Here is a 12,912-nt window from a genome sequence, read left to right as displayed (position 1 = left end):
CTTCTACAGTTAACGTTTTGCTTTGAGGTATCCCAATGAAACACCCAACCATTTATCGCTTATCCATGGCAACAGCAATGGGTATGACCCTCAGCTTATTAGCGATGGGAGACGCTAACGCCTATACCTTTAGTCGCATTTTTGATGATAGCGGTCCCTATAACAGTATAGGAATAGGAAATTCCGCCATAAATAATCAGGGAACTGTAGCCTTTACCGCTAGACTGGACATAGACCAATTGCCTCTAGGTAATTATTACTATTTTACTAACTATAATCGGGAATTCATTTTTACCGGTGATGGTACATCACTTACCCCCATTACCCCTCATAGGGGGGAATTTCAGATCCAGGATATTAATGATAGCAATACTGTCGCTTTTGTGGCAAAAGTCGGTTCTCCTCGCGCTCCTGGATGGGTTCTCTCAACTAGCAATGGTAGCACCTCTACTCATATTGCCACCGATTCAACTACCTATGGTATATTCGATGACCTATTCGGAGATGTCGCTATTAACAACGATGGCCATGTCGCCTTCAAAGATTTTGTACCTAGTGATAGTGTGATGTTTGGCTTAATGATCAGCGATGGTGTAACACGTACAACCATTGCTGATACCAGTGGCTCCTTTAAGTCTCTCTCTGATCAATTTGACCTGAATAATAAGGGAACTGTAGCCTTTAAAGCGTTATTAGATGGCGGGGATCGCGGGATCTTTACTGGTAATGAAGATTCAATTACCCCCATAGCCGACACTAATGGGTCATTCAAATCCTTTGGCAACCTTTCACTTAACGATGGAGATACTCTGGCTTTCTCGGCTTGGCTAGATGATGGAAGTGCAGGTATCTTCACCAGTAGTAACGGTTCCTTCACAACCCTTGCCGATACTAGCGGAGCATTTAATTCCTTTTTCTTTAATACATTCAGAGGTGACGGGAGTTTTGTATCAATTGATGGTCCGGCTATCAACAATAATGGTGCTGTAGCATTTGGCGCTCAACTTGAAACCGGAGAGTCCGGAATTTTTACCGGGGCTGACCCCGTTGCGGATAAGGTGATTGCTATTGGTGATCCACTCTTTGGCTCTACCGTGACCAGCTTAGGCTTCTCCAATAAAGGATTTAATGATGCAGGTCAAGTCGCATTCTGGGCGAAACTAGCGGATGGTTCTAGTGGTGTTTTCCGCGCTGATCCCGGAGACGATGGCGTTGTTCTTGACTGGGGAGGAACCGTTGCTAAGCCAATTCCGGGAACGTTTAACCTGATTGGAATCGATGATTTTTCCGGACAGGAAACTTGGCTTGATTATCCTGATGGTATTCAGCCTTTTGGTCATTACTATACCATGCCACCTCATTTTATCATCGACGATGTTTTCCATCTCGGCCATCTCTACGACAGCGAGGCTGTTCTCAATACCAATAACGTTACCTCACCGAACATTACATTTGGGCTTGAGGGTAAGCAACTGTCGCTGATCTTTCCCGAACTCCAAAATCGCTTGGGATTTGGCTTTGCTTTAAGTGAATACGAAGGGTTTCCCCTTGATGTTCCTATTGATGAAGAGGTTTTGGCAAATGCTGTTACGGTTAAATTATTTGATGAGGCCTATAACCTTTTGGGAACGTTTTCCGGTGAGGCTCAACCCGATCCTGAATTTTTGGGTGGTTTCTTTGGTATCGAAAGTACCACACCTTTTTTGCGTGCTGAGATAACGTTTAACGAGGGATACGAAGAATTTGCTTTTGATAATCTCAGGTACGAATTGGTTGATCTTACAGAACCAGCTACCGTTCCCGAACCAGCAACAGGATTAGGGCTACTGGTGATTAGTACCATTGGTGCAGGTTCAGTCCTCAGACACAAGCAGAAGTAAACTCTAGCTGAGGAGAAAAAATTTCATCTGAAGGGGTGACAAAGGACGTGAAGGGTAGGCAGGGTGTGGGGTGTGGGGTGTAGGGGGTAGGGTTTCGGGAAGATCAAGGATTAGATGGGATTTTTCGGGTCGGTTCTGGCGGTTCGGGATAAAAAAATGAGGATCAAGATGCTCCCCAAGTCTCTCCTTGAGATTATAAACAGGAGTGAAATTTCCCCACACCCAATACCCAATACCCTACACCCTACACCCTGTCTCCTTTTTAGCGGTATTGTCACCCATTGAAACATGTCATAGTACCTTGTGTCCTGTGGGCATCTGGCTCGCTGTGCGGTGAGAATCTCCTTGCAGAGCAGAACATAGCAGCTAGGCAAGACTTTCAGCTTCTGCCTTCTCCACGATCGATGTAGGGGCAGTCCCTTAAGTTGAGACCAATGAGCGTTATTTGCCTTAACCCAGCTTCATCAACCCTACCCCATCTTTACAAAAGCTTCATCTAATTGCCAAGTCTTCATCAAATCTTCACAGCCTTTCAATCGTATTGGGAGAATAATAAAGAGTAAGACTTCTAGTTTTGTGTTTTTGGCTGGCAACAATAGTACGCATGGTAGGTGACTCGACCTCATCTAAATATTTCCAGCCTGTTGAAAACAGACAGCTTAAGACAGCTTAACCGCAGGTATTTCCTTCTCGCCTCTCCTAGCTCAACATGATTAACCTGTTGCCCAACCTGAGGTAGAATATCCTAAAAGCAGGGAAGTACCTGGAAAGCACAGAAGGTTCATAATAGGCGAACCCTCTACCCCTCCAACTTCTATAGTCAACTTCTTGCTTTGAGGTATCCTGATGAAACACCCAATGATTAATCACTTATCCATGGCAACAGCCGTGGGTCTAACCTTCAGCTTATTAGCGACGGGAAACGCTGATGCCTATACCTTTAGTCGCATTTTTGATGATAGCGGCCCCTATAACTTTAATGATTACACTTATATTTACAACACTCCCGCCATTAACAATCAGGGAACTGTAGCCTTTCAGGCTAAACTGGACTTAGACCAATGGCCTGTACCCTCCGCTTTTTACCGTACCCACTATAATCGGGAGTTCATCTTTACAGGCGATGGCGCATCACTCAACCGCATTACCCCTAATATGGGGGAATTTCAGATTGAGGATATTAACGACAGCAATACTGTCGCTTTTGTGGAACAAGGCAGTTCTCCCAGTTCTCCTATTTTTAATCTCTCAACTGGCAACGGCGGCGCTTTTACTACTATTGCTACAGATTCCACAAGTTTTTTTGGAGACGGAATCCTGTTCGGAGATGTTGCGATTAACAACCAGGGTAGTGTCGCTTTCAGAGAATATGATGATTATATCAATGATTATGTCATTTCCATCGTTACTGGCGATGGTGCCAGACGTACAATCATGGCTGACGACAGTGGTCGGTTGGCGCTAAATAACAATGGAACTGTTGCTTTTGAAGCGTTATTAGAGGGCGGGGGCAGTGGTATTTTTACTAGTAGTTCAATTACCCCAATAGCCGATACCAACAGTTTATTCAAAGACTTTCATACCCTTTCACTTAACGATGAGGAGACTCTGGCTTTCAGGGCTTCCCTAGATGATGGCAGCGCTGGCATCTTCACCAGCAGCAACGGTTCTTTATCTACCATCGCCGATACTGGAGGTCTATTCAGTTCCTTTTCCTCTAGCAGGGTCAGAGATGACGGGACTTTTGTATTACTTGATGGTCCTGCCATCAACAATAATGGTACTGTAGCGTTTGGCGCTCAACTCGACACTGGAGAGTACGGGATTTTTACCGGCTCTGACCCCGTTGCGGATAAGGTGATTGCTATTGGTGATCCACTTTTTGGCTCTACGGTGACTAGCTTAGCCTTCTCCAATAAAGGATTTAATGATGCAGGTGAAGTCGCATTTTTGGCAAAACTAGCTGACGGTTCGAGTGGTATTTTCCGCGCTGAGCCAGGAGATGATGGCGTTGTCCTTGACTGGGGAGGAACGGTCACCAAGCCGATTCCGGCAACGGTTCAATCCATCGGAATCGATGATTTTTCCGGACAGGAAATCTTGGTTGACTATGCTGATGGACTTGGACATTTTGAGGGTTGTGAATTCTGGAATGGGCTCACCATACCGCCTCATTTTATAATCGACGACGTTATCCATTTAGGTCGTCTCTACGACAGCACGAATATTCCTCAAACCAACAACATCACTCAACCCAGCATTACATTGAATCTTGCCGGAAGCTGTGAAGCCATCACCTCTCCCCCTTATCCTGATGGTACTAACGTCAAGCCTTATCTCGATGGTGAGCTACTCTCGGTCATATTTCCCGAACTCCAAAATCGCTTGGGATTTGGCTTTGCTTTAAGTGAATACGAAGGGTTTCCCCTTGATGTTCCTATTGATGAAGAGGTTTTGGCAAATGCTGTGACGGTGAAATTATTCGATGCTGCAGATAACCTTCTGGGAACGCTTTCGGGTGATGCTCAACCCGATCCTGAATTTTTGGGTGGTTTCTTTGGTATCGAAAGTAACACACCGTTTTTGCGTGCTGAGATAACGTTTAACGAGGGATACGAAGAATTTGCTTTTGATAATCTCAGGTACGAATTGGTTACTCTAGAAGAACCGACTACCGTTCCCGAACCAGCAACAGGATTAGGGCTACTGGTGATTAGTACCATTGGTGCAGGTTCAGTCCTCAGACACAAGCAGAAGTAAACTCTAGCTGAGGAGAAAATGTGGGTATCTGACTCGCTGGTATAGTATGGACAGGGTATCGGTTGGCGGAGTGCGATCGCGTGATCATTTATGATATAGCGCTACGCGCCAGGGAATAGGGAATAGGGAATAGGGAATAGGGAAGAAAAAAGCTTGATCATCAAGGGATTGAGCGATTTTAAATTTTCTTCATTTGTCCTAACCCCAGTGCGTAATGCTATATAAAAGCGTCAGGGTATCGCCAAATCTGTCATTTTGTCCTTCCCGAATCATCCTGGTGGGACAATTATTATACTCCCTTAAAGGAAAGACTCGATGATTTACGCCAGAAATACAGCGATGATTCGCAAGCGAATCAGGATATCGATAATGAGTTCCAAGAGATAGAAATCTATCAGCAGTATTCCGATTGGTATGGCTATGTTTTCTATATCATGCAAGTTCAATAATTCATGTATCTAGCAACGCCTGATTTGCTGAATTGACGTTTCCAAAAATCTGAAAAATCAGATGGTGACAACAAAAATCCCTGGGGTAATTTTTACCCACCGGAACTTGGCGCTGATGCTCAGAAGTTTTATGGTCGCGGTTTGAAAAATCGGGATGATGAGACAATGTACAGGGGACTGTATTGGCAATATTCTTAAATGCTTGGCTTGACTGACCCGAAAAAAGATAACCCAGCATTCCTCCGGCGCTAGAGAAGGGTGCATATCGGCAAGTCAGAAATTCATTTTGAATATCCTGACAATATGGAGCAACTGCTTTGTCTGACCTCAAAACCTTAGCTTCTAAAGGAAATATAATTCTTTCGTTAGCTGTCAAAACAAAAGCAATATCATACTGAGGCGGTTGAGATTGTGCTGAGTGCATCGTCTCCAATTCATAGACTTCGTGTTGAACATCATACGGTTCGTATCCTGTCATAGATCTACGAATTCTGCGTTCAAGAAGTTGAGTGATACTTCTTTCCAATTGCGCCTCAGCTTGAGTGCAGTCAATTTCTGATAAAACGTCTTTTTGAAGTAAATCGTATCCTTGCCAGATAAGTCTTACCAGATTCGTCATGGCATCTCCACCCCAACTATTAGCAACGGCAACAAAATCAGGGGTATCTCGCCATCTCAACTCTGGAATGGTTCGACCTCTCTTAGCCACGCGATGATTCCTCCATGACTTCTGATGTTTTGTCTAATTCTGAACGCCACATCATAATATCGGCGGCGACTTCATCAGCATCTCGTAATGCCATAGAGCGAGTCCAGTAGCGAATTTTATCAGGTTTAATTAAATAAATAGTGGGAACGGTTTGACCATTCAATTGAACGGAATCATATATCCAGGCAACACGTTGATAAAAAATTCCACCGTCGTCTTGATTGGCTTTATCCAAAAATAACTTATCCAACCTCTTTAGTTGTTCCAACAGAGTAGAAGAGTCGATAGGTTCTATCTGTACCCCTTCAGTACCCGCTCCTTTAAGATGGATGGCAACTAAACGAATAGGTAAGTGAGCTGTGTTATGTTCCTGGAAGATAGTAGCACATACATTTTTATCTTGACCAAATCCGGCTTTTAATACTTGCAAGAAATACTCGCAATACTCCGTCAAAACTGACTCTGAGTTATTTTTAGAGCTACGGCGGGTTGTTTGACGACCGGGCGAAGAATTATCTCCTTTAAAGTCAGGTAGTGTGTAATCAAAGAGATCTTCAATTAATACCCACTCACTATCTTTAAATGAAAATGCTTCACGAATGTACAAATCTACATCCTCAATCGTTTCGATATTATTGAATAATACTGCTCTATACTTAGGGATTGGTACGCGCAATAATTTTTTTGGCTTCACTTCCGGAATATAAGAGGCAAAGCGTCCACTTGAAAGAAGTAGGTAATAGACGGCTAACTTACTATTGTAACTTACGCAAGCCGCTTCTAAAACTGACAGATCAGTTTCATCAACATGAACGCTGACATAACTTTCAGTGCAAATAATACCTTCTTGAGTCTGTTGATCCAATCTAGCTATTGCCGCACGAAATCTTTTTGTTTCAGTCTGCCAACTTTGTTTTATCATCAACTGAGGTGATTGAAAAGCCATAGATTTCCTTGTCCTTGGTCGTTCGGCGTAAGGATCATTGTTGATATCAAGTTGTTCAGTTTTCAGGAAAAGAAAGGTTTCATCGGGAAATTGTTTTAAGATCCGTTTTCCTATAAGCGTTTCATCCCGCTTTTGGCGATTACCTCTAATAATGCCTTGGGTAGACACAACCATCTCATTTTTTTCCATCTCACCAAGACTATTGAGTTTACTTAATCTCCGAACCAGAGTTAGATCACGTCTTCCTCCCCACATTAAAGCTGTCCAGACTAAGGGATCTTGAATGGCTTCCTGTGGATAGATTATATTAATATCTTGGGGTTCTATAATTATGTAATAGTCATCTTGATTAGTGAGAACGGGTTTGGGACAGATGTATATCAATGGTTCACCATCTGGTGACATTACAGACATTGTAATGATGCACGTTGGAGAGATGGCATCTTTGAAAAGTCCGAAACGCAATGCAGCTAAATTGACAATCTCTTCAATTTTGAATTGTGAAAACAGTTTTCCTCTAAATTTTTTAGCCGTACCAACTTGATTAAAGATTAAGGCAAGAGCAGGTTGCATCATGGCAATTTGCCCACCCGGTTTAGTCAAAGCAGCAGCTTTTGGCAAAAAGAGCAGACCAATATCTCCGTAAGAAGTTTCCCATTGGTTGTCTTCTGCCCAAGACTTTGCCAGTGGGGTCATACTATTCTTTCCCCAAGGAGCATTACCTATAACTAAATCATACTGCTCCGAATCTAATTGTGTGCGAAACCCTTCTCTATCTTCTCGGAATAAATCTGCACAGATTAATTGTCTATCTCTCAATCGGGGAAAGCGTACCTCTTGCCAATAACGTCGAGGGTCAATCTCGTCACACATCGTTAAGTAGAGACTGAACGAGGCAACTCTTACAGCTTGAGGATTAATATCAATACCAAATAAATTACGCTCAAGTAGAGATTTCAAGATGCTTGATGTTATTTCCTCACCCCAATGAGCTTTCTTCCATCGGTGAATGAGTCGCTGAAATGCTTTGACCAGAAAAATCCCTGAGCCACAAGCCGGATCAAGAATCTTGATATCCCAAACTTCACTATCCCAAGGCAGAACACCATCCAGAATAAAATCAACGATGTGTCCTGGTGTGTAATGAACACCTTTATCAGTCGTATTTTCTCGAATAAATTCTTCATAGATACTGCTGATAAAATCTAGGGGTATGGCATCAAAGGAATACTGCTTCCACAGACATCTCTGTCCAGTTTCCATTTCTAGCTCACCACTAACAAACTCCGCGAGAAGATTAAGGTGTCGCTGAGTTACCTTGTGTTCCTCTGTTCGCCATTCTGCTTCCCGTTCTGCTTCGGTGGCTCCTTTCCCCGGAAATAAATCTCCATTAAATCTAGCGTTAAGCCAGCGGAAAAACCGATACGTGTCTCTATGGTTACCTAATAGTTCAGGTAAACCACTATATCGAGCTGACAACTCCCCAATTTCATGCAAATAATCTAGGAATTCTGGATTCAGAGCCGGATTTCCTTGGGAATCTTTCCGGTCAAAAAGGAACTGAATAAAAATAATCCGGGCTAGTAAGTCATGAATCGTATTGTAATCAAGTCGCCGTTTTTTGAGTTGCTGACGAACACTTTTGAGATTGTTCAGTAGCAATTGGTCAGCCGATTTGCTGCGTTGAAACCGCTTTTGATGGTCTTGGAAAAACTGACCCGACACCAACTCAGCCCAATGGAGACGTAACGTTTCAGCCGCTTGTTGTGAGAGAGATGCTTCTAACTCTCTCCTAGACATTTCATCAACTGGAGCCAAGAGTTCAGACTCAGTTGGGGGTTCTTCGTAGCACGTCCAAACTCGTAAACGGTCAGGTTCTGTAGTAATTAAAGATGGAGAGCGAGAGAAACTCCATGCCAGTTTGTAGGTTTCCCGAAGCGTCGATTCTGATATGGGTCTGGGGAAATCACAGACAATGGCAATGGGGGCTTCTGTGTCGTCTCCATGGGGATTTGCCGCCAATACTCCTACTTGTACACCCGCCCCATCTGGAAGATTCCTGATTGTCCTACCCAGTTTTTCCTGAGCCAGCCGTGCATAGACACTGGCTCCAGCTCCCGTGGGTTGCCAAATTTGGCTGGGATGAGTCCAGTAAAGCTTTTCGTGAGCCAGTTCTAGGAGTCCAGACTGCGACATACTACAGGTTACGCTGCGAACGGTTTAACCTTTGAGGCAGTGTTTGCCGCCCAAAGGCTGGTTATTTGCTACTCAGCTACATTATCCTCCTTAATAGACTTACAATAGCAGCAAATGTAAATTCAACGTATTTTAATTTTAAGTTAAAGTAATACATTTAGGGTGATGTGGATGGAATGAGTGTTATCCAAGGGTTCACAAGACGCGAAACACTAGAATTGACAGGCACGACTTCTAATCGCCTGCAATACCTGGAAAGGTCTGGGCTGGTAATCCCCACCAGAATTGGCAAGTCTCGAAAACCTACTGTCATTTACACTTGGGAACAGGTTTTAGAGATTCGGGCAATCAAACATCTGAGAAAGGAAATCTCGCTTCAGACTGTGAGAAAGATTATCAATTTCTTGGATGACAGTGGATTTGACGATAGTTTGAGGGACAAAAAGTTAATTGTCATTGATGATCAGGTTTTCTGGGTTCAGCAGGATTGGCAAGACTTTCCGGAAAAAATGCCATCGGCGATTAAAGTAGCGGGAAATAACGGTAAAGATGTGGGTCAATATATTTTGTTAGTTATCCCTACTTTGTCGGAAATTGTGAATGAGATATGGCAAGCCGCAGCAACGTCACCAATTGTAGATTTTGCCAGTTTTAAGCAAAGGGCTAAAGTCAACTGTACCCATGTAGCCTAAGAATCAATCAGTCTACCTAGTGACCGCTATATTTACTCGCTATACTATTAAACACAACATCTTCAATGTATGCCTTAAAATATGCCACTATCCTCGGAAGTGATTGAAAATGTAATCAATGAGATTGATTGCATTGCTGATCCATCAAGCAAGCGATATGGTTATCTTCTTAACTGGCAAAACCCGTTTGATCCGTTTTGGCACTATGGTATTGGTCTATCAGATACACACATTTTTGATACAGGTCGTGGGTTATGTCCCTTTGAAAGAAAAGAGGCAAAGTTTGTTATTGGTATTGATCCCATTGCTTTTGAACCGAAGCAAACGATTGAGCGGCTTAAACATGCTCCCCGTCTCAATCGTTAATCTAAAGTCCTCCATGTACAGATATACTCTACATAATTAGACAGTCTTATTCTATGATTATTTTAGCAATCACGCCCTCAAACAAGCACCTATGTAGACCTTTTCATATTTTTGCAATCGCGCTTTTCCCAAAACTCATCTCGCATGGCTTGTTCTGCCTCTAATTTAGCTGTTGTAGCCGCCTCTAAGTCTTCATTTAATTTTTTGATAATCGCTTGTTCTAGCTGAACGTACTTCATCCCGCGAACCGTTAAGACAGGTTGGACTAGAGAAATAACATTGGCTCCTATTTTTTTATGGGAATTGACTTGAGTTTGACCGGAATAACGCCTTCCGATCATGACATACCAGGCAAACATTTCACAATTGTTGCTGTGAATATTGTAGCAACCGCCGTTCCCACAACAGCGCCAGCCGCCGCAACAGGAGCCATCCCAATTGCCACTCCGCCAAATCCTCCGACTAATCCCATACCACCCACAGTGGCGGAAACACCTGTACCTATAGCTGCACCTCCACCAATGAAAGCTGCACCTTTTCCAGAGTTTTGTGTCATTGTTCAATCCAATTTTTTACACGTCTTTACCTAGTTTACCCATTCGACACCCAAAGAATTTAGCGATCGCGAAGTCTTTACTCACACTTTACAAAAGCCTTTCATATAGTCGTTTGATGCATTTTGTTAACCGATAAAGTCTCTTTCTGTCATCAGCAAATTTGCGTAAAGCGATCGCGTGGTATAACTGAGACGATTATCCACCGTAAAAAGGATAAAATGGTGCTTTGCCCTAGACATCGCTGATAATAGAATTAATTCAGTTGACTAGCACAGCAATGGACACTTTAACTCTTAATGTACCTCCCACCGTCGGCTTAACCGACGAGCAATTTTATCAACTTTGTGTGGCGAATGAACAATGGCGTTTAGAACTTACCGCTGATGGAGAATTAATGATTATGCCCCCAACAGGTGGAGAAAGTGGCATCAGAAATGCCGATTTGACCACAGATTTGAATCTGTGGAATCGTCGAACCCGGCTGGGAAAAGTTTTTGACTCGTCCACGGAGTTTCGATTACCCAATAATGCCAAACGTTGTCCCGATGTATCTTGGGTAATTCTGGAACGATGGGAAGCATTATCCCCCGAACAACGGCGACGCTTTCCGCCCTTATGTCCAGACTTTGTAATTGAACTTCGTTCTGAAAGCGATTCGCTTCAAAGTTTACGTGCCAAAATGTTAGAGTACCGGGAGAATGGTGCCCGCTTAGGTTGGTTAATTGATCCTCAAACTCCCCTAGTGGAAATTTATCGACCAGGCGTTGATGTCGAACTGATCAATTTCTCTATTGACGAACCCCCTACCCTTTCAGGGGAAGATGTATTACCGGGTTTTGTTCTCGATTTAACGGTAATACTGAATCCTTAAAGTGATCAGAATTAGGCATAACTTTACCCTGGACATCGCTGATAATAGTATTAATTCAGTTGGCTGGAACAAAAATGGACACTCTAACCCTGAACATACCCCCTACCGTCGGCTTAACCGACGAACAATTTTATCAACTTTGTGTGGCAAATGAACAATGGCGCTTAGAACTTACCGCTGATGGAGAATTAATGATTATGCCCCCAACAGGTGGAGAAAGTGGCATTAGTAATGCAGGTTTGACGGCTAAAGTTTACAATTGGAACGAGCAAACCCGACTGGGAAAAGTTTTTGACTCTTCCACTGAATTTCGATTACCCAATAATGCCAAACGTTGTCCCGATGTATCCTGGGTAATTCTGGAACGATGGGAAGCCTTATCCCCCGAACAACGGCGACGCTTTCCGCCCTTATGTCCAGATTTTGTCATCGAACTTCGTTCTGAAAGCGATTCGCTTCAAAGTTTACGTGCCAAAATGTTAGAGTACCGGGAGAATGGTGCCCGTTTAGGTTGGCTAATTGATCCCAAAACTCCCCTAGTGGAAATTTATCGACCATTCGTTGATGTAGAACAAATCAATTTCTCTATTGATGCACCACCCACACTTTCAGGCGAAGATGTGTTACCGGGATTTGTCCTCGATTTAACGGTTATACTGAATCCTTAAATTTCTAATTCAATCCACTTTATAGCGTTTCTCATTTTTTATTTAGGCGCAAGCCTTGCGCCCCTACATCACTCTTTGTATGGGTTAACCCTACGCATTTAGGAACCGTTATAGAAATCTGGTCAAATCAAAATCGTCGTCAGGAACCTCTTGTTTAAACCGTTGTGCATTCAAAACTAATAATAATCGCTCCGAATAATCCACCGCCCCCCGCAACTCGTCCCGTAATATTTGTAAGCCGCCATTAGCATATTCTTCAAAAATATGAATCCTTTCCTCCTCGGCTTTGGCGTCAAAGGAGGAGAGAATTTTAGCATCTTTGGTTTCGACAAGCGCCAAGAGTTTAATTAGTGCGTCATATCCCCTCGACACAAATATCTCTAAGCCAATCGGTGCGGGTTCTTTCTTGGCAATTGTTCCCAGAGGCGATCGCTTCTTGCGCTTGACTCCCAACGCCGCCGCAAATGCGATAACGTCGGCATACGTTTGAAAGGGTCCGGTTGTATCGGTTGATGCGGTTAACGCTTTGACTAAATCGGCTTGATCCTTGGCAATCCGGATGCGATTGACACCCATTCCCGTGATATCCTCCTATTTTCGTCATTTGTCATTCGTCATTCGTCATTCGTCATTCGTCATTTGTCATTTAGTCGGGGCGGGTTTTGCAGCCAAGCTAGGGATAACAATCAATATTAGTCCCTAAACCCGCCCCTACACACAGACGTTCCATGGCTCGTCTGGAACATTGCTTCCCCTGCTTCCCCTGCTTCCCCTGGGAAAAGACGTAGCATGCTACGTCTCTACAAGCTCCCCCAGCC

At 43.5% G+C, this 12,912-nt stretch carries 11 protein-coding genes; 6 read left to right on the top strand and 5 right to left on the bottom strand.

Annotated elements, in window-relative coordinates; translation table 11 throughout:
- Nucleotides 1-35 precede the first annotated feature (35 nt).
- The gene (locus RIC07_RS12165; protein ID WP_446394762.1) at nt 36-1,880 is read left to right on the top strand and encodes a DUF7453 family protein; all 1,845 of its coding nucleotides are present in this window, start codon (nt 36-38) and stop codon (nt 1,878-1,880) included.
- A gap of 846 nt (nt 1,881-2,726) precedes the next feature.
- Nucleotides 2,727-4,640 (top strand): DUF7453 family protein, encoded by a 1,914-nt coding sequence (locus RIC07_RS12160; RefSeq protein ID WP_446394761.1) that lies wholly within the window; start codon nt 2,727-2,729, stop codon nt 4,638-4,640.
- Between the two features lie 450 nt (nt 4,641-5,090).
- Here the strand turns inward: RIC07_RS12160 and RIC07_RS12155 are convergent, their stop codons facing one another.
- Together RIC07_RS12155 and RIC07_RS12150 are read right to left on the bottom strand one after the other, a co-directional pair.
- A complete protein-coding gene (locus RIC07_RS12155) occupies nt 5,091-5,798 on the bottom strand; it encodes a hypothetical protein (protein ID WP_446394760.1) in 708 nt (235 codons plus the stop codon).
- A complete protein-coding gene (locus RIC07_RS12150) occupies nt 5,791-8,940 on the bottom strand; it encodes an HsdM family class I SAM-dependent methyltransferase (protein ID WP_446394759.1) in 3,150 nt (1,049 codons plus the stop codon). Before RIC07_RS12150 ends, RIC07_RS12155 begins: the two co-directional genes overlap by 8 nt.
- 176 nt (nt 8,941-9,116) lie before the next feature.
- On the opposite strand from RIC07_RS12150, the gene RIC07_RS12145 reads away from it, so the two are divergent.
- On the top strand, nt 9,117-9,632 hold the full coding sequence (locus RIC07_RS12145) for a MerR family transcriptional regulator (protein ID WP_446367585.1): 516 nt from the start codon (nt 9,117-9,119) through the stop codon (nt 9,630-9,632).
- Nucleotides 9,633-9,713: 81 nt separating this feature from the next.
- On the top strand, nt 9,714-9,998 hold the full coding sequence (locus RIC07_RS12140) for a hypothetical protein (protein ID WP_446394758.1): 285 nt from the start codon (nt 9,714-9,716) through the stop codon (nt 9,996-9,998).
- An 89-nt stretch (nt 9,999-10,087) separates the two neighbouring features.
- On the opposite strand, the gene RIC07_RS12135 is transcribed toward RIC07_RS12140, so the two are convergent.
- Complete coding sequence (locus RIC07_RS12135) at nt 10,088-10,357, bottom strand: hypothetical protein (protein WP_446394757.1); 270 nt, start codon at nt 10,355-10,357, stop codon at nt 10,088-10,090.
- Complete coding sequence (locus tag RIC07_RS12130; RefSeq protein ID WP_446394784.1) at nt 10,336-10,554, bottom strand: hypothetical protein; 219 nt, start codon at nt 10,552-10,554, stop codon at nt 10,336-10,338. The genes RIC07_RS12135 and RIC07_RS12130 overlap by 22 nt, the downstream gene beginning before the upstream one ends.
- A 278-nt stretch (nt 10,555-10,832) precedes the next feature.
- Between RIC07_RS12130 and RIC07_RS12125 the strand changes: the two genes are divergently transcribed.
- Together RIC07_RS12125 and RIC07_RS12120 are read left to right on the top strand one after the other, a co-directional pair.
- A complete protein-coding gene (locus tag RIC07_RS12125; protein WP_446394756.1) occupies nt 10,833-11,426 on the top strand; it encodes a Uma2 family endonuclease in 594 nt (197 codons plus the stop codon).
- A 74-nt stretch (nt 11,427-11,500) separates the two neighbouring features.
- Complete coding sequence (locus RIC07_RS12120; protein WP_446394755.1) at nt 11,501-12,094, top strand: Uma2 family endonuclease; 594 nt, start codon at nt 11,501-11,503, stop codon at nt 12,092-12,094.
- Between the two features lie 108 nt (nt 12,095-12,202).
- On the opposite strand, the gene RIC07_RS12115 is transcribed toward RIC07_RS12120, so the two are convergent.
- A complete protein-coding gene (locus RIC07_RS12115) occupies nt 12,203-12,670 on the bottom strand; it encodes a DNA phosphorothioation-associated protein 4 (protein WP_446343089.1) in 468 nt (155 codons plus the stop codon).
- Nucleotides 12,671-12,912: the final 242 nt, after the last annotated feature.

Source organism: Coleofasciculus sp. E1-EBD-02 (genome assembly GCF_040218245.1).
Classification (GTDB): domain Bacteria; phylum Cyanobacteriota; class Cyanobacteriia; order Cyanobacteriales; family Coleofasciculaceae; genus Coleofasciculus.
The sequence above is the reverse complement of the archived record's forward strand: the minus strand, read 5'-3'. Positions and strand labels throughout refer to the sequence as shown.